Here is a 15,239-nt window from a genome sequence, read left to right as displayed (position 1 = left end):
CAGCAGAGCGGCTGCTCCGTGCTGCTCAAGGGGGCCCGCAGCGTCATTGCAGATCCCAGCGGAGAGCGCTGGCAGCTCAGGAGCGCCAGCAGCCATGCCGCCCGCGCAGGCCTGGGCGATGTCCTTGCGGGCTACGCCGGAGGACTGGGTGCCCTCGCGCAGGCCAGCGGAGCCGGCTGCAGTGGTTCCTTGCTCGCCCTGGCAGCCCTGGCCCACGCCAGCGCCGGGCTGCAAGTCAGCACGCTGCACGGCATCGGCGCTGCTACACCGCATCAGATTGCCGAAATGTTGGCCGCGATGGAGAGAAAAACGAAGTCAGGGATTGTTAACAGAATCCGCAGCGGCCAGTTGTGCACCTGAGTCTCAAAAGTGTTGTGATCTTTCGTATCTCAAAGCTGAAGCGTTACTGAAATCCCAGCACTTTAAAAAAAGCCATAGGAGATTCTTCCCACCTTTCAACAGGAGCCTCCATGGCAGCTGCCACCAGCTCCAACACCAGCAGCAGTCGGCGCCGCAGCAGCGATCCGATTAGTTGGTACCTCTCGACCATTGGTCGGGTACCCCTGCTGACGCCCGCGGAAGAAATCGAACTCGGCAATCAAGTGCAAGCGATGATGCGGCTTGCCGAAGAAGACAAAGGCGAGGCCTATACAACGCATGAAAAGAAGATCATGCGCGTGGGCAAGCGCTCCAAAGAGCGCATGATGAAAGCCAACCTGCGCCTGGTGGTCAGCGTCGCCAAGAAATACCAAGGCAAGGGCCTGGAACTGCTCGATCTGATCCAGGAGGGCTCCCTGGGCCTCGAGCGCGCCGTGGAGAAATTCGACCCCACCCGCGGCTACAAGTTCTCGACCTACGCCTTCTGGTGGATTCGCCAGAGCATGACCCGGGCGATCGCCTGTCAGTCGCGCACCATCCGCCTGCCGGTGCACCTCTCCGAGCGCCTCACCGCCATCCGCAAGGTCAGCCTTGAGCTGGCCCACAAGCTCGGCGCCATGCCTAGCCGCAAGGAAATTGCGGAAGAGATGGACATGCCCCTCGATGAGCTGGATTCCCTGCTGCGCCAGGCCCTCACCACCTCCAGCCTGGATGCCCCGGTGAACGGAGAAGAAGGGCGCAGCTTCCTCGGCGATCTCATTGCCGATCAGAGCAACAGCGAGCCCCTCGATCAGGTCGAGCGCGGCATCCATCAAGAGCAGCTGGGACGTTGGCTCACCCACCTCACCGACCAGGAGCGTCAGGTGCTCGAGCTGCGCTTTGGCCTGGAAGGGGAGGAGCGCCACACCCTCGCTGAAATCGGCCGCATGCTCGAGGTCTCCCGCGAGCGAGTGCGTCAGGTCGAGCTCAAGGCCCTACGCAAGCTGCGTCACCTCACCCGCCGCCTGCCTACCGCCATCTAGGACTCCGTCGCTGCCGGGGCTGGCGCTGCCGGCAGCTCCGAGCCGGAAATACAGAAGCTATTGAGGGCCTTGCTCTTGCTCACGGGGCTGGTCTTGAGCTGGGCCATCAGCATGTCGCGGGACTTCTGACAATCCGCGAAGGTCTTCATCGGCAGGGATTGCATCGCCGTGCCGCCGTGGACGGATCCGGACCAAAACAAGATCACCAGCCAAACCGGAGCCATCGAGATCCCTTGATTGCACTCCTTTGTAGCCCGGTTTCCGCCAGACTTCGCGCACCAATGCTTACCCGCAATGCTCGGCGGAGAGGACAGCCTTCCGGTCACCCTGCGGCTCTCGGAGCCGGTGATCAAGGAGCTCGAGCTCTTGATGCAGCAACTGCAGCTCGATGACATGGGGCTGCTGGTGGATCGCCTGCTGCGGGAGTCCCTCTTCGACGAAGAGTTCGACGGCGACGAGGACTGATCACCCCCGGTGCGCCTGCCGCTCGTCTACCACCCGGCCTACTCGGCCCCCCTGCCGAGTAGCCATCGCTTCCCGATGGCGAAGTTCAAGCTCCTGCGTGCCCTGCTCGAGGAGCAGGGCCTGGCGAGGGAGGAGCAAATCCATACCCCCCTTCCGGTGCCACGGCGCTCACTGGAGCTGATCCACAGCCGCCGCTACCACCAGGCCTTCGCCCGCGGGGAACTACTGCCCGCGGAGCAGCGCCGGATCGGCCTGCCAGCCACAACCCCCTTGGTGCAGCGCACCTGGCTGGCGGTGGGAGGGTCGCTCCTGACCGCCCGCCTGGCCCTCCAACACGGCGTCTCCTGCCACCTCGCCGGGGGAACCCACCACGCCTACCCCGACCACGGCAGCGGCTTTTGCATCTTTAACGACTTCGCCGTCGCCGCCCAGGTCCTGCTGGCAGAAGGCCAGGTCCAGCGCCTGATGATCATCGATCTGGATGTGCATCAAGGGGATGCCACCGCGTCGATCTTCCGCGATGAACCGCGGGTCTTCACCCTCTCGGTCCACTGCGGCAGCAACTTCCCCCTGCGCAAACAACAGAGCGACGTCGACCTCGCCCTCGACGATGGTCTGGGGGATGACGCCTATCTGGAGTCAATCGGCGATCTCATCCCAACTCTCCTGGATCAAGAGCAACCGGATCTGGTGCTCTACAACGCCGGCGTCGATCCCCACCGGGAGGACCGACTCGGTCGGCTGAACCTCACGGATCAGGGCCTACTCAACCGCGACCGCCTCGTCCTGGACAGCTGCCTGCGCCGCAACATCCCGGTCGCGACGGTGATCGGCGGCGGCTACGACGCGCTCACGCCGCTGGTGCTGCGCCACGGCCTGGTCTTTCGCGCCGCCAGCGAGCAAGCCCGCTTGCACGGGCTCTAGGGCTGCCGCTCAGTCTTCCGCCCAGATGTAGCGGGTCAGTTCCTCGGGCTTGGGTTCTGGGGCCGACAGGGCGAACTCCACGCAATCGGCCACCTCGGCGTCGATCTCCTTCTCGATTCCCTTGAGCTCCTCGGTGGTCGCCAGGTTGTGCTCGATCAGGTGCGCCGCCAAGCGCTTGATCGGGTCCCGCTGGGCCCAGAACTCCTTCTCGGCCTCAGCCCGCAACTCGTCGGGGTCCGCCAGGGAGTGACCGCGGAAGCGGTAGGTCAGGCACTCCAGCAGCGTGGGGCCCTCGCCTGCCCGGGCCCGTTCGATCGCCCGCTGGGCAGCACCGCGAACGGCCAGGACATCCATGCCGTCCACCTCTTCACCGGCCATGCCGAAGGCTGCGGCCTTGCGCCAGATCTCCGGATCACTGGTGGCGCGGTTGTGGTCCATACCAATGGCCCACTTGTTGTTCTCGACCACAAACAAGATCGGCAGCTTCCAGAGCGCCGCCATGTTCAAGCACTCGTAGAACTGACCGATGTTGCAGGTGCCATCGCCAAAGAAGGCGGCTGTCACCGCATCGCTGCTGGAATCGCCCAGGGCATCGCGCTTGTAGCGGCTGGTGAAGGCGGCACCTAGGGCCACGGGAATGCCCTCACCAATGAAGGCATAGCCACCCAGCAGGTGGTGTTCCTTGGAGAACAGGTGCATCGAGCCGCCGCGGCCCTTGCTGCAGCCGGTCTCCTTGCCGAACAACTCGCTCATGACCTCGCGGGCCGGCACGCCGCAACTCAGGGCATGCACGTGATCGCGATAGGTGCTGCAGAACCAGTCGTGCTGCATCTTCATCGCCTTGATCACCCCCGTGCTCACGGCCTCCTGGCCGTTGTAGAGGTGAACGAAGCCAAACATCTTGCCGCGGTAGTACATCTCGGCGCACTTGTCTTCGAAGCGCCGACCGAGAGTCATGTCGCGGTAGAGCATCAACCCCTCATCCCGGGTCACCGTCGCCGGCGTCGAGGGATAGAGATTCATCAGCCGCTCGGCATGCAGGCCGACCTGATTGACATCGGCGGAGCAGGAGGGAGCACCACTGGTGGCGACGCCCTGTCCAAGATCGGCCTGTGTCATGGCTGAGGTCCTGCTCTCCGGGGACTCTGATGCTGGCCTGACTGTACGGGGTCCATCTCCAAAAGGTGCACGAAGGACGGCCAAAACCGAAGACTCTGCCTACAGTCACGTCCGATTAGCGCCCGCCAATCCGAGCTCAATTTGGAACTGCCGATCGACCACTTCCGCCTACTTGGCGTGAATGCCAGCTCCGACCGGCAGAGCGTGCTGCGAACCCTGCAGCAGCGTCTTGATCGCGCGCCAGACCAAGGCTTCACCCAAGACACCCTCCAGGCTCGGGCCGAGCTGCTGGAAGCCAGCGCCGACCTGCTGAGTGACGAAACCCGCCGCCAGGCCTATGAGCGGGAACTGACGGCCATTGCGGACAACGCCAACGGTTCCATCGCCGCCCTGGAGATTCCGCCCTCCCGCGAGGTCGGCGGTCTTCTCCTCTTAATGGAGGCCGGCCAAGCCCAGGAGGCCTTCGACAGTGCCGCCCGCGGCCTGCAACCACCCCAAGCACCCGCCCTGGGCAGCAGCCGCGAAGCCGATCTGACCCTGTTGGCTGGCTTGGCCTGCCAGGGAACCGCCCGGGATTACCGCGATCAACGCCGCTATGAGGCGGCCGCCCTGACCCTGCAGCAGGGTCTGCAGCTGCTGCAACGCATGGGCCAACAGGCCGAACAGCGCCGCAAGCTCGAGCAGGACCTCAAGGAACTCCTCCCCTACCGGGTGCTGGATCTGATCAGCCGCGATCTCTCCGCCAGCGGCTCGCGCCAACAGGGGATTGCCCTGCTGGAGCAGCTGGTGCAGCAACGGGGCGGGCTCGAGGGCCACGCCGATCTGACCTTCCCCCAAAGCGAGTTCCAGCCGTTCTTCAAGCAGATCCGTCAGTTCCTGACGGCCCAGGAGCAGGTGGAACTGTTCAGCCGCTGGGGCGATGCCGGCTCAGCCACCGCTGACTTTCTCGCCAGTTTTGCCCTCACGGCCTCGGGCTTCTCCCAGCGCAAGCCCGAGCGGATTCTCGAGGCCTACGAGCGCCTGAAAAACAGCGGCCAGCCGGGCATTGAGGTCTTCCTCTCCTGCCAGCAACTGCTGCTGGGCCAGGTGGATGAGGCGGAGCGCCTCTTTGATCTAGGGGCGGATGCCGCCCTGAAGCAGTGGGCCCTGGAACAGGGGGACGACCCCCTGGCCCGCCTCTGCGCCTACTGCCGTGACTGGCTCACCCGCGAGGTGCTCGAGGGATTCCGCGACATCGACGTCGACGCCAACCTCGATGCCTGGTTCGCTGACCGGGATGTCCAGGCCTACATCGATCAACAGGACCGCATCCGCGGCCGCCAGTTCAGTGCCAAGACCAGCCTCGAGACACCAGCGACCGCCGAGACCAGCAGTCCCTTCGGCGATTGGCCGAGCTTCGACCTTTCAGGCAGCTCCGATAGCCCCACCAGCTTTGAGTCGCTGGAGCAGGAGAGCGAGGACGACGATGACGAGCTCTGGGATGGCCCCCGCTGGAGGTTCTCCGATCTCCAATGGCCCCAACTCGGCGGCCTGAACGAACGGCTGCAGGCACTCCCTAGCTGGGGGTTGCCGGTCGGTGCGGCCGTCGCTGCCCTCGTCCTTGGCTTCGGCGGCTGGATGGCCCTGAAACCGCGGGTCAGCGAGGTGGAAACGGCCGCCAGCAGCGCCCTGGTTCAACCCGAAACCCCAGCACCAGCCCCACTCGAAGCCCCCTTCCCGCTCAAGGCGCCCGACCCCAGTGCCGGCCAACTGCAGGGCCTACTGGAGGCCTGGTTGACGGAAAAAGCCGCAGTGCTCGCCGGTGGAGCCCCCAGCGAATCCCTGGCAGATCTGGCCAGCAGCGATCAAATCCAGCGTCTGCAGCGCCAAAGCCAGGCCAACCGCCAGCGCGGGGCCACTGAAACCGTCAAGACCACCATCACCGGCTTCAAGGTCAGCGACCGCTCCCCCGTCCGCATCGCCGCTCAGGTGGTACTGACCTACAGCGATGAACGCAAGAGCAGCACCGGTCAGGTCCTCAGCAGGACTCCTGAAATGACCCTGCGCAACACCTACATCTTTGGCCGCAGGAACGGCAGCTGGCAGCTCGTGGCCTACAAGCCCACCGCCAAGAACTGACGCGCCCGACCCGCTGCCGAGACGGTCGCTTTTTACGATCACTCGATCACAGGCGCCCCCATGTTCGACGAGCTCTCCCAACGGTTTGAAGATGCCGTCAAGAACCTGCGCGGTCAGGGGGCCATCAACGAGGGCAACATCGACGGTGCCCTCAAGGACGTGCGCCGGGCCCTGCTGGAAGCCGACGTCAGCCTTCCGGTGGTCAAGGACTTCGTCGAGGAGGTCCGCAAGAAGGCCCTAGGGGAAGAAGTGGTGCGGGGCATTAGCCCCGACCAGAAATTCATTCAGGTCGTTCACGAGCAACTCGTGGAGACCATGGGAGGCGAGAACGCACCCCTGGCCCCTGCCGGCAAAGAGGGCGCCCCGGCGGTGGTGCTGATGGCGGGCCTGCAGGGCGCCGGTAAAACCACCGCCACCGCCAAGCTCGGCCTGCACCTCAAAGAAAAAGGACGCAGGGCACTGCTGGTGGGGGCCGACGTCTATCGGCCCGCGGCCATCGAGCAGCTCAAAACCCTGGGCGGCCAGATCGGCGTTGAGGTCTTCAGCCTCGGCACCGACGCCAAACCGGAAGCCATCGCCGCCGCCGGCATTGAGAAGGCCAAGGCCGAAGGCTTCGACACCGTCCTGGTGGACACCGCCGGCCGCCTCCAGATCGACACCTCGATGATGGAGGAGATGGTCCGGATCCGCGAAGCCGTCCAGCCCGATGAGGTGCTGCTGGTGGTCGATTCGATGATCGGCCAGGAGGCCGCCGAACTCACACGGGCCTTCCATGATCAGGTGGGCATCACCGGTGCGGTGCTGACCAAGCTCGACGGCGATTCCCGCGGCGGGGCGGCCCTCTCGATCCGCAAGGTCAGCGGCGCACCGATCAAATTCATCGGCACCGGCGAAAAGGTCGAGGCACTCCAGCCCTTCCACCCCGAGCGGATGGCCAGCCGCATCCTCGGCATGGGCGATGTCCTCACCCTGGTGGAGAAGGCCCAGAAGGAGGTCGAGCTGGCCGACGTGGCCAAGATGCAGCAGAAGCTCCAGGAAGCCACCTTCGACTTCTCGGACTTCATCAAGCAGATGCGCCTGATCAAGCGCATGGGCTCCCTGGGCGGCCTCATGAAAATGATCCCGGGGATGAACAAGATCGACGACGGGATGCTCAAGCAGGGCGAAGAGCAGCTCAAGAAGATCGAAGCGATGGTTGGCTCCATGACCGAAGCCGAGCGCTGCGACCCCGACCTGCTGGCCGCCAATCCCTCCCGCCGGCGCCGGATCGCCAGCGGCAGTGGCCACACCCCCGCGGATGTGGACAAGGTGCTGCAGAACTTCCAGCAGATGCGGGGCTTCATGCAGCAGATGACCCGCGGCGGTGGAATGCCCGGCATGCCCGGAATGCCCGGCATGGGCGGAATGCCCGGGATGCCTGGAATGGGCGGAATGTCCGGCATGGGTGGAATGGGTGGCCGCGGTGGCGGCGGGATGCCCAAGGCCCCCAAACCCGCCAAGAAGCGCAAAGGCTTCGGCGAGCTCTAGGGGGTCACCCCAGAGAGTATTGTTGTCGTTTGCGCCCGATTCCCTGGGGAATCAACGCGCGTTTATCCAGTCAGCAAGGCAAGGCCACAATGATCAAGCTCCGCCTGAAGCGGTTCGGTAAGAAGCGGGAAGCGAGCTTCCGCCTGGTGGCCTGCAACAGCACCTCACGCCGCGACGGTCGTCCCCTTGAGGAGCTGGGCTTCTACAACCCCCGCACCAAGGAGACCCGTCTCGACACCGAGGCCATCCGCGCCCGTCTCGCCCAAGGCGCCCAGCCCACTGAGGTCGTGCAGACCCTGCTCGAGCGCGGCGGTCTGATCGAGAAGAAAGTGCGTCCCTCCGTGGTCGTCGGCCAGAAGAAGCAAGCCGCCATCCGCGAGGCTGCTGCCAAGCAGGCCGCTAAGGAAGCTGCCGAAGCCAAGGCTGCTGAGGCCGCTGCTGCTGCAGAAGCCGCCGCTGCCGCCGAAGAGGCTCCCGCTGAAGAAGCAACTGAAGCCTGAGGCCCTCCCCCATGCCCGGGGCTGAAAGCCTCACGGCCTTCACCATCGACCTTCCCGACCAGGACGCCGCCATGGCCCTGGCCGGTGAAGCTGAGTCGACCCTGCATCGCCTCGAAGCCCTGACTGGTGCTTCGTTGGTGCTGCGGGGTCTTTCGCTGCAACTGCGCGGCCGGCCGACCCAGCTGGAGCGGGCCGCCGGCCTAGTGGAACTGCTGCGTCCCCTTTGGCAGGAAGGCCAAGGCATCACCCAGGTGGATGTGCAAACCGCCCTCTCCGCCCTGGATACGGGCCGAGGCGAAGAGCACCAGCAGCTGGGGAAACAGGTGCTGGCCCGCAGCCAGAGCGGGAAGCTGCTGCGTCCCCGCACCCTCAAACAAAAGACCTACGTCGAGGCGATCGAACGCCACGACCTCACCTTCGCCCTCGGTCCAGCCGGCACCGGCAAGACCTTCCTGGCGGCCGTTCAGGCGGTCCGAGCCCTGCAGGAGCGCAAGGTTGAGCGGCTGATCTTGACCCGCCCGGCCGTAGAGGCCGGCGAGCGACTGGGCTTTCTGCCTGGGGATCTGCAGCAGAAGGTGGACCCCTATCTGCGGCCCCTCTATGACGCCCTGCACAGCCTGCTGGGACAGGAGCGCACCGCGGCGCTGATCGAGAAGAACGTCATTGAGGTGGCGCCGCTGGCCTACATGCGGGGCCGAACCCTGGCGGAGGCCTTCGTGATCCTCGATGAGGCGCAGAACACCACCCCCGCCCAGATGCGCATGGTGCTGACCCGCCTGGGGGAGGGCTCAAAGATGGTCGTCACCGGAGACCCCACCCAGATCGACCTGCCCCAGGGGCAGTTGAGCGGCCTGATCGAAGCCGCTCAAGTCCTGGAGGGGGTCGAGGGCATTGCCGTCTGCCGGCTCAGCGCCGCCGATGTGGTCCGCCATCCGCTGGTGCAGCGCCTGGTCACCGCCTACGCCGCCCGGGATGCGGCCAAGGCCCGGCGTTAGTCGGGGGATCCACACCCCCAAAGGGCACACAAGCTGGAGATCGCTGGCAGGATGAAGCCAGTCATCCTCTGTGCCATGCCGGCCAGCAGCAATTTCCAGGAGGCCATCCGCGAGGCGCAATCGAGCGCCCTCGTGGGGCCCAACGTGGTCAATAAGGCGCTGCCCTACGTGGGCGGCGGCATGGTGCTTACCGCCGGTGGCGTGATGGGCGGCCTGGCTCTGTTGGCCAGCAACCCCGCCAGCTTCATACCCCTGTTCTGGGTGGCCCTGATTGGCAACTTCATCCTCTTCTTCGTGGCCCAGAACGTGGCCCTGAAGGCGAACAACAGCACCGCGCTGCCGCTGATGGCGGCCTACAGCCTGATCACCGGCTTCACCCTGAGCGGCATCGTCGCCCTGGCCATCGGCACCGCCGGTATCGGAGCCATCGGCACCGCGGCTCTGGCCACCGGCGTCACCTTCGTGGCCGCCTCGGTCATGGGCCGCCGCATGAGCGACAGCGTCGGTCAGGCCCTCAGCGGCGTCGTCGGCCTGGGCATCCTCGGCCTGGTGATCGCCATGGTCGTCCAGATCGTTGGCGGCATCTTTGTGCCCGGCTTTGGCATGGGCGGCATGGAGCTGCTGATCGCCGGTTTCGGCACCGTGATCTTCGTGGGCGCCGCCTTCGTGGACTTCTACACGATGCCCCGCACCTACAGCGACGACCAGTACCTGGCCGGTGCGCTGAGCATGTACCTGACCTACATCAACCTCTTCATCTTCATCCTGCGTCTGGTGATCGCCCTCAACGGTGGCGGTCGCCGCGACTGATCCCGTTCCCTGGTTCATCCAAGCGCCCCAAACGGGGCGCTTTTTTGATGCGCCGAGGGGGCGCCTCAGCCCTCCGCCACGGCCAGCACCGCCTCAGCAATCGCCGCGGTCTGAGCCGCGTCATACCCCCAGCGTTTGAGGAAGGCCACGTCCTCACCGCGGCCCTCGGTCGCCTCCAGCAGGACTTCCAGGCGGGCCTTCACGGCCTCAGGCTCCAGCAACCGCAGCAGTTCGGTGCAGCGCGCCTGCACCCGCTCCGATCCCGCCTGCTGCGCCTCATCGGCATTGCGCCCGTGATGCAGCGCCATGGCCGTGCTCATCGCCAGATTGCGGGCACTGAGATCCACCACGCCATCGCCGGCCTGGCGCAGGGCCAAGACCACCGGGTCCGGCAGACGATCCATCAGCGGGCAATCCCCCGCCAGGGAGACCACAAAGAACCCCCGCGCGCCATCCCGGCTGGCCACCAGCTCAGAGACCCGATCGCCAATCACCTCATCGCTGAGTTCACCGTTTTCCCAGAGCCCCAGCCACTGGGCTGTGATCTCCATCGCCTGTTGAAACGTGGGCTCCAGCGGGGCGGCTTCGGTCATGGGGAGGTTGAACTGCCAAGGTGAGGCTATGGAGTCACACGACCAGCTGCCGCCTTTGCCAGATCTGAGCGATCTGCCGGCCGAGGCCATGGCGGGGGGCTTCAGCCTGGGGCAAAGCCCCGAAGGATTTCGCTCGGGCTTTGTCGCCCTGGTGGGACGGCCCAACGTGGGCAAGTCCACCCTGATGAATCAGCTGGTGGGAGAGAAGGTGGCGATCACCTCCCCCGTCGCCCAGACCACACGCAACCGGCTGCGGGCAATCCTCACCACCCCCACAGCCCAGCTGGTGCTGGTGGACACCCCTGGGATCCACAAGCCGCACCACCTGCTGGGGGAGCGGCTTGTGCAGACCGCCCGCGGTGCCATCGGCGAAGTCGATCAGGTCCTGCTGCTGGTGGATGGCAGCCAGGCCGCCGGCCGAGGCGACGGCTTCATCGTGGAACTGCTGGAGCGCATCAAGGTGCCGGTCCAGGTGGCGCTGAATAAATCCGACCTGGTGGACCCGGCCCAGGCCGCCGAGCTGGAGGCCAGCTACCGCGAGCTGGTGCCCGGTTGGCCCCTGCACCCCGTCAGCGCCCTCAACGGCGAGGGGACCGAGGCCCTGGTTAGTGCCCTCGCCGCGGAGCTTCCTGAAGGACCTCACCTTTATCCCCCGGATGCGGTCAGCGACCAGCCGGAGCAGCTGCTGCTGGCGGAGTTGATCCGTGAGCAGGTGCTGCAGCACACCCGCGAGGAGATCCCCCACTCCGTCGCCGTTCAGATCGAGCGGGTCGTGGATGACAAGGAACGCACCGCTGTGCTGGCCACCGTCTTGGTCGAGCGCAACAGCCAGAAGGGCATCCTGATCGGCAAAGGCGGCAGCATGCTGCGCCAAATCGGGACGGGCGCCCGGCAGCAGATGCAGAAACTGATCGCCGGTCCGGTCTACCTGGAGCTCTTCGTCAAGGTCGTTCCAAACTGGCGCCGCAACTCCTCACGACTGGCGGAATTGGGCTACCGCGGCGACAGCTGAGAGAATTGCCGCCATGAGCGACAACGCCTCCTTCCCCCCCGACTCGATCGAAGCCTTCCTGCGCTTCTGCGACGGCGAGTGGATGAGCCTTCGGTCCCGTTTCGTGCTGGGCGATGACAGCGACGCCGGTGAGGGCGACGAGTGGCACAGCAGCGAGCGCGGAGAACTGGTGGTCCGCTACCTCGAGGGCAACCCCGGCGGGCTGAGCGTCGGGCCCAAGGAACAGGCGCCCAAGCAGCTGCAGTTTCAGGCCGATGGGCAGTTCCACGCCGGAGAGCAGCAGGGCCGCTGGACCCTCTGGCCCGACAGCAGCCTGGAGCTGGTGATCGAGCGCGATGGCAACGAGATCCGCGAGCGGATCTGGTTCAACAAGCCCAACCTGCGACTGCGCTCCACCATCGAGCAACCGGCCGATGGCACCCCCGGCCGCGCCAGCTTCAGCTCTGAGATTCGCCGGGTGAGCCGGCCCGCCGCCTGAGCGATGCGTCTCGATGTGGTCAGCCTGACCCCGGAGGCCCTCGCGCCGCTGCAGGGTCTTGGGGTCATCGGCCGCGCCTTCGCCGCCGGCCGTGCTGAGCTCCACGTTCACAACCCCCGGGATTTCGCCACCGACCGCTACCGCAAGGTGGACGACGAGCCCTATGGGGGCGGTGCCGGCATGGTGCTCAAACCCGAGCCGGTCTTTGCCGCCTACGAATCGATCCCAACCCAGCCGCGCCGGCGCACCCTGTTGATGTCGCCCCAGGGGCAACCCCTACGCCAGCAGGATCTGCGGCGTTGGGCTACGGACTACGACCAGCTGGTCTTCCTCTGCGGCCACTACGAAGGATTCGACGAACGCATTCGCTCCCTGGCCGATGAGGAGGTCTCGATCGGCGACTTCGTGCTGACCGGGGGTGAACTGCCGGCGATGACGATCATCAATGGTGTCGTGCGTCTGCTGCCGGGCACCGTCGGCACCGAGGCCTGCCTGGAGGAGGAAAGCCACAGCGCCCTGCTTCTGGAGCACCCCCACTACACCCGCCCGGCCGACTTCCGCGGCATGACCGTCCCGGAGGTGCTGCGCAGCGGCGACCACGGCGCCATCGCCCGCTGGCGCGCCGATCAACAACAGCAGCGCACCGAAGAGCGCCGGCCCGATCTCTACGCCCGCTGGCAAGAGCAGCAGCAACAGCAGTGAGCCGTTAGGCCTCGGGCTTCTGCAGCCCCTTGAGGGCGCCGAGCAGGGCCGCCGGGCTTTGCGGGTCGACCATCAGCACGCTGCCGCCAGGGGCCTGGGCCATCGATTCGCCCATGGTCATCCAGTCGCCCGCGAGCAGCAGGCGCATCGCCTCCGCCGCCTCGGGATCCGCCTGCATCGCCTTGGCTAAACGAGTGGCGGCATCAGCGCGGGCCTGGGCCAAGAGTCCCTGCTGCTTGGCCTGGGCCTCCGCCTCCAGCAGCAGGGCTTCCTGCTTGGCCCTGGCATCGAGCACCAAAGCCTCGGCGCGGCCCCGGGCTGCGTTGAGCTGGGACTCCTTCTCGCCTTCTGAGCGCAGGATCGCGGCGCGCTTCTCCCGCTCGGCCGTCATCTGCTGCTCCATCGCCTGCTGCACCCCGCGGGAGGGCTGAATGTCCCGGAGCTCCACCCGCGTGACCTTCACGCCCCAGGGATCGGTGGCGGAATCCAACTCCCGCAGCAGTGCCTCATTCACCTCCTGGCGGGTGGTGAAGGTCTGATCGAGATCGAGCTTGCCCATCTCGGCGCGGATCTGGGTCAGCACCAGATTCACCATCGCCGCCTGCAGGTTGTCGACCGAGTAGTAGGCCCGCTCGTGCTCCAGCAGTTGCCAATAGACCACCGCATCCACCTCGATGGCGACGTTGTCGCGGGTGATGCACTGCTGCGGCGGGATATCCAGCACCCGCTCCTTCAGCGACTCATGGCTGACCACCCGTTCCACCACCGGAAGCACCAGGGAGAGCCCCGGCTGCAGCTGCCGGTCGTACTTGCCCAGTCGCTCCACCAGGCGGGACTGGCCGCCGCTGGTGACCTTGATGCTGTTCAGCCCCAGGAAGGCCATCACCACCAGGGCCGGCAAGCCAAACAGCGCTTCCATTGGCCCAATTGATCCGTTGGCTTCAAGCTAGGCAGCAGCTGCCTGATCGCAACCCCGTGACCGCCCTGCTCTGGTTTCTGCTGGCCCTGGGCCTCCTGGCCCTGGAGTGGCTTGGAGTGGAGTTCGATGGCCTGCTCGCCGCTGCCCTGGCGGCCCTGATGATCTCCCTGCTCAGCGCCTGGCTGCCCCTGAACCTGGGGCCGCAGCTGCTGCTCTTTGCGGGGGGCTCGGTGGCACTCCTGCTCGTGCTGCAGCGCTGGTCAGCGCGCAAGCGGGAACGGGCCATTCGCCAGAGCGAGGGCTCCCAGTACGCGGAGGTCATCAGCGGCTTCGGAGCCGGAAGTGACCAGGGGCGGGTCCTCTGGCACGGCCAGAGCTGGGCAGCGGAGAACCTCGAACCCCGTCAAGCGCTCGAGCCCGGCAGCCAGGTCCTGGTGATGGGGCGTGATGGCACCAACCTGCAGGTGCTACCGGAGGATGCGACGGGCACCTAGGTTCCAAACCCAGGAGCAAGCGTCACCCATGCAGCTGCGGATCGGCAACGGCTACGACATCCACCGCCTGGTGCCCGGTCGGCCGCTGATCCTGGGTGGGCAGCAGCTGGAGCATCCAGACGGATTAGGGCTCGATGGCCACAGCGACGCCGACGTACTGGTGCACGCGATCATGGATGCCCTGCTGGGGGCCCTCTCCCTGGGGGACATCGGCAAGTACTTTCCCCCCGACGATCCCAAGTGGAAGGGCGCCGACAGCCTGGTGCTGCTGGAGCAGGTCGTGGCCCTGGTGACCGAGCGGGGTTGGCGCGTGGTCAACGTGGATTCGGTCGTGATCGCCGAGCGCCCCAAGCTCAAGCCCCACATCGAGGCCATGCGCAGCGCCATCGCGGCCCGCATGGGACTGGAGCCGGATCAGGTGGGCGTCAAAGCCACCACCAATGAAAAGCTCGGTGCCGAGGGCCGGGAGGAGGGGATCTCCTGCCAGGCCGTGGCGCTGCTCCAACAGCCATGAGGCTGCTCGCTAGGGTCGCGGCACTTGTGCTCTGCGTGGCGATGCTGCTGGCCGGCCATCCCGACGTGGCGATCGCCACCAACGCGAAGCCGGGCGGTCAGCTGGAGGTCGTCGTCGTGGAGCACCTGCGCATCAAGGTGCCGGCCGACGGCCGCGCCGCCTGGCTGCAGGCCGAGCAGGGCAGCTGGGAGCCCTGGCTCGAGCAGCAGGACGGGTACCTCGGCCGTGACTTGCTCTGGGACAGCGAGCGGGAAGAGGGCACCCTGCTGATCCGTTGGGCCAGCCGGGAGCAGTGGAAGGCCATCCCCGAGACGGAGGTGGAGGCGGTGCAGGAGCGCTTTGAGCAACTCGCCCGCGAGTCCACAGGCCAAGGCCAGGGCAATCCCTTTCCCTTGGTCTTTGAAGGGGAACTGATCCCCGCGGCATGAGCGAGCAGGCCCGCCTGGATCTGCAACGCCGCCAACGCCTGGGCATGGCCGAGGCGATCTGGGGGGAGCACAAAACCGCCGAACAGATTGCCGCGATCCTGCAGCGGCAACAGGACAGCGGCGAGCTGGCCCTGGCCACCCGGGTCGATCCCGCCAAAGCCCAGGCCGTCGCCGCGCTGCTCGCCCATGACCCGCAGCTGCAGTTCCACAGCGAGGCCCGCTGCCTCAGCCTTGGCGCTGC

General features: G+C 66.2%; 19 protein-coding genes and 1 pseudogene. 16 read left to right on the top strand and 4 right to left on the bottom strand.

The window, feature by feature from the left end:
• The first annotated feature begins 18 nt into the window (after positions 1 to 18).
• Both CB0205_RS0106375 and CB0205_RS0106370 read left to right on the top strand, forming a co-directional pair.
• The gene (locus CB0205_RS0106375; RefSeq protein ID WP_043705563.1) at positions 19 to 360 is read left to right on the top strand and encodes an NAD(P)H-hydrate dehydratase; all 342 of its coding nucleotides are present in this window, start codon (positions 19 to 21) and stop codon (positions 358 to 360) included.
• 110 nt (positions 361 to 470) lie between these two features.
• The gene (locus CB0205_RS0106370) at positions 471 to 1,400 is read left to right on the top strand and encodes an RNA polymerase sigma factor, RpoD/SigA family (protein WP_010315620.1); all 930 of its coding nucleotides are present in this window, start codon (positions 471 to 473) and stop codon (positions 1,398 to 1,400) included.
• On the opposite strand, the gene CB0205_RS0106365 is transcribed toward CB0205_RS0106370, so the two are convergent.
• Positions 1,397 to 1,624: a hypothetical protein gene (locus tag CB0205_RS0106365; RefSeq protein ID WP_010315619.1), complete on the bottom strand. Its 228-nt coding sequence runs from the start codon at positions 1,622 to 1,624 to the stop codon at positions 1,397 to 1,399. The two genes, CB0205_RS0106370 and CB0205_RS0106365, sit on opposite strands and share 4 nt — an antisense overlap.
• Positions 1,625 to 1,694: 70 nt before the next feature.
• Between CB0205_RS0106365 and CB0205_RS15865 the strand changes: the two genes are divergently transcribed.
• Together CB0205_RS15865 and CB0205_RS0106355 are read left to right on the top strand one after the other, a co-directional pair.
• Positions 1,695 to 1,865 (top strand): hypothetical protein, encoded by a 171-nt coding sequence (locus CB0205_RS15865; protein ID WP_010315618.1) that lies wholly within the window; start codon positions 1,695 to 1,697, stop codon positions 1,863 to 1,865.
• 9 nt (positions 1,866 to 1,874) lie between these two features.
• Complete coding sequence (locus tag CB0205_RS0106355; RefSeq protein ID WP_010315616.1) at positions 1,875 to 2,789, top strand: histone deacetylase; 915 nt, start codon at positions 1,875 to 1,877, stop codon at positions 2,787 to 2,789.
• 9 nt (positions 2,790 to 2,798) lie between these two features.
• Here CB0205_RS0106355 and pdhA read toward each other — a convergent pair whose 3' ends face one another.
• Positions 2,799 to 3,908: a pyruvate dehydrogenase (acetyl-transferring) E1 component subunit alpha gene (gene pdhA, locus CB0205_RS0106350; protein ID WP_010315614.1), complete on the bottom strand. Its 1,110-nt coding sequence runs from the start codon at positions 3,906 to 3,908 to the stop codon at positions 2,799 to 2,801.
• Positions 3,909 to 4,049: 141 nt separating this feature from the next.
• On the opposite strand from pdhA, the gene CB0205_RS0106345 reads away from it, so the two are divergent.
• From CB0205_RS0106345 to CB0205_RS0106325, 5 genes are all read left to right on the top strand, one after another.
• Positions 4,050 to 6,026 carry an IMS domain-containing protein gene (locus tag CB0205_RS0106345; protein ID WP_010315612.1) on the top strand — a complete coding sequence of 659 codons (1,977 nt, stop codon included), beginning with the start codon at positions 4,050 to 4,052 and terminating at the stop codon, positions 6,024 to 6,026.
• Positions 6,027 to 6,086: 60 nt separating this feature from the next.
• Positions 6,087 to 7,553, top strand: coding sequence for a signal recognition particle protein (ffh, locus tag CB0205_RS0106340; RefSeq protein ID WP_010315610.1), 1,467 nt, complete (start codon positions 6,087 to 6,089; stop codon positions 7,551 to 7,553).
• An 89-nt stretch (positions 7,554 to 7,642) separates the two neighbouring features.
• The gene (rpsP, locus tag CB0205_RS0106335; RefSeq protein WP_010315608.1) at positions 7,643 to 8,053 is read left to right on the top strand and encodes a 30S ribosomal protein S16; all 411 of its coding nucleotides are present in this window, start codon (positions 7,643 to 7,645) and stop codon (positions 8,051 to 8,053) included.
• An 11-nt stretch (positions 8,054 to 8,064) separates the two neighbouring features.
• Positions 8,065 to 9,048, top strand: a complete 984-nt coding sequence (locus CB0205_RS0106330; RefSeq protein ID WP_010315606.1) for a PhoH family protein — start codon at positions 8,065 to 8,067, stop codon at positions 9,046 to 9,048.
• A gap of 75 nt (positions 9,049 to 9,123) precedes the next feature.
• Positions 9,124 to 9,858 carry a Bax inhibitor-1 family protein gene (locus tag CB0205_RS0106325; RefSeq protein ID WP_029626166.1) on the top strand — a complete coding sequence of 245 codons (735 nt, stop codon included), beginning with the start codon at positions 9,124 to 9,126 and terminating at the stop codon, positions 9,856 to 9,858.
• 65 nt (positions 9,859 to 9,923) lie between these two features.
• Here CB0205_RS0106325 and CB0205_RS0106320 read toward each other — a convergent pair whose 3' ends face one another.
• Positions 9,924 to 10,451 carry a hypothetical protein gene (locus CB0205_RS0106320; protein ID WP_010315603.1) on the bottom strand — a complete coding sequence of 176 codons (528 nt, stop codon included), beginning with the start codon at positions 10,449 to 10,451 and terminating at the stop codon, positions 9,924 to 9,926.
• Between the two features lie 88 nt (positions 10,452 to 10,539).
• Between CB0205_RS0106320 and era the strand changes: the two genes are divergently transcribed.
• From era to trmD, 3 genes are read left to right on the top strand one after another with little or no spacing between them, the layout of a single operon-like run.
• Positions 10,540 to 11,463 (top strand): GTPase Era, encoded by a 924-nt coding sequence (gene era, locus CB0205_RS0106315; protein ID WP_050778441.1) that lies wholly within the window; start codon positions 10,540 to 10,542, stop codon positions 11,461 to 11,463.
• A 13-nt stretch (positions 11,464 to 11,476) separates the two neighbouring features.
• The gene (locus CB0205_RS14335; protein ID WP_010315599.1) at positions 11,477 to 11,941 is read left to right on the top strand and encodes a phycobiliprotein lyase; all 465 of its coding nucleotides are present in this window, start codon (positions 11,477 to 11,479) and stop codon (positions 11,939 to 11,941) included.
• 3 nt (positions 11,942 to 11,944) lie between these two features.
• Entirely contained in the window at positions 11,945 to 12,643 is a 699-nt protein-coding gene (gene trmD / locus CB0205_RS0106305) for a tRNA (guanosine(37)-N1)-methyltransferase TrmD (protein WP_010315597.1), read from the top strand.
• Positions 12,644 to 12,647: 4 nt separating this feature from the next.
• Here the strand turns inward: trmD and CB0205_RS0106300 are convergent, their stop codons facing one another.
• The gene (locus CB0205_RS0106300) at positions 12,648 to 13,562 is read right to left on the bottom strand and encodes an SPFH domain-containing protein (RefSeq protein ID WP_010315595.1); all 915 of its coding nucleotides are present in this window, start codon (positions 13,560 to 13,562) and stop codon (positions 12,648 to 12,650) included.
• A gap of 56 nt (positions 13,563 to 13,618) precedes the next feature.
• Here CB0205_RS0106300 and CB0205_RS0106295 point away from each other — a divergent pair, with 56 nt between their 5' ends.
• The 4 genes and pseudogenes from CB0205_RS0106295 to CB0205_RS0106280 form a co-directional block, all read left to right on the top strand.
• On the top strand, positions 13,619 to 14,056 hold the full coding sequence (locus tag CB0205_RS0106295; protein ID WP_043705567.1) for an NfeD family protein: 438 nt from the start codon (positions 13,619 to 13,621) through the stop codon (positions 14,054 to 14,056).
• Between the two features lie 28 nt (positions 14,057 to 14,084).
• A complete protein-coding gene (ispF, locus tag CB0205_RS0106290; RefSeq protein WP_010315591.1) occupies positions 14,085 to 14,570 on the top strand; it encodes a 2-C-methyl-D-erythritol 2,4-cyclodiphosphate synthase in 486 nt (161 codons plus the stop codon).
• Entirely contained in the window at positions 14,567 to 14,998 is a 432-nt protein-coding gene (locus tag CB0205_RS0106285) for a TIGR03792 family protein (protein ID WP_010315589.1), read from the top strand. The genes ispF and CB0205_RS0106285 overlap by 4 nt, the downstream gene beginning before the upstream one ends.
• A pseudogene (locus CB0205_RS0106280) lies at positions 14,995 to 15,239 on the top strand (circadian phase modifier CpmA); the annotation flags it as partial. The gene CB0205_RS0106285 and the pseudogene CB0205_RS0106280, both read left to right, overlap by 4 nt.

The sequence above is a fragment of the Synechococcus sp. CB0205 genome (assembly GCF_000179255.1).
In the GTDB taxonomy this organism is placed as follows: domain Bacteria; phylum Cyanobacteriota; class Cyanobacteriia; order PCC-6307; family Cyanobiaceae; genus Vulcanococcus.
This window is presented reverse-complemented; position numbering and strand designations above follow the sequence as displayed.

Bases quoted from the DNA above. Each gene is read 5' to 3' on its own strand.
- CB0205_RS0106370 (WP_010315620.1), top strand. From the start codon at position 471: ATGGCAGCTGCCACCAGCTCCAACACCAGCAGCAGTCGGCGCCGCAGC.
- CB0205_RS0106365 (WP_010315619.1), bottom strand. From the start codon at position 1,624: ATGGCTCCGGTTTGGCTGGTGATCTTGTTTTGGTCCGGATCCGTCCAC.
- CB0205_RS15865 (WP_010315618.1), top strand. From the start codon at position 1,695: ATGCTCGGCGGAGAGGACAGCCTTCCGGTCACCCTGCGGCTCTCGGAG.
- pdhA (WP_010315614.1), bottom strand. From the start codon at position 3,908: ATGACACAGGCCGATCTTGGACAGGGCGTCGCCACCAGTGGTGCTCCC.
- ffh (WP_010315610.1), top strand. From the start codon at position 6,087: ATGTTCGACGAGCTCTCCCAACGGTTTGAAGATGCCGTCAAGAACCTG.
- rpsP (WP_010315608.1), top strand. From the start codon at position 7,643: ATGATCAAGCTCCGCCTGAAGCGGTTCGGTAAGAAGCGGGAAGCGAGC.
- CB0205_RS0106330 (WP_010315606.1), top strand. From the start codon at position 8,065: ATGCCCGGGGCTGAAAGCCTCACGGCCTTCACCATCGACCTTCCCGAC.
- CB0205_RS0106325 (WP_029626166.1), top strand. From the start codon at position 9,124: ATGCCGGCCAGCAGCAATTTCCAGGAGGCCATCCGCGAGGCGCAATCG.
- CB0205_RS0106320 (WP_010315603.1), bottom strand. From the start codon at position 10,451: ATGACCGAAGCCGCCCCGCTGGAGCCCACGTTTCAACAGGCGATGGAG.
- era (WP_050778441.1), top strand. From the start codon at position 10,540: ATGGCGGGGGGCTTCAGCCTGGGGCAAAGCCCCGAAGGATTTCGCTCG.
- CB0205_RS14335 (WP_010315599.1), top strand. From the start codon at position 11,477: ATGAGCGACAACGCCTCCTTCCCCCCCGACTCGATCGAAGCCTTCCTG.
- trmD (WP_010315597.1), top strand. From the start codon at position 11,945: ATGCGTCTCGATGTGGTCAGCCTGACCCCGGAGGCCCTCGCGCCGCTG.
- CB0205_RS0106300 (WP_010315595.1), bottom strand. From the start codon at position 13,562: ATGGAAGCGCTGTTTGGCTTGCCGGCCCTGGTGGTGATGGCCTTCCTG.
- ispF (WP_010315591.1), top strand. From the start codon at position 14,085: ATGCAGCTGCGGATCGGCAACGGCTACGACATCCACCGCCTGGTGCCC.
- CB0205_RS0106285 (WP_010315589.1), top strand. From the start codon at position 14,567: ATGAGGCTGCTCGCTAGGGTCGCGGCACTTGTGCTCTGCGTGGCGATG.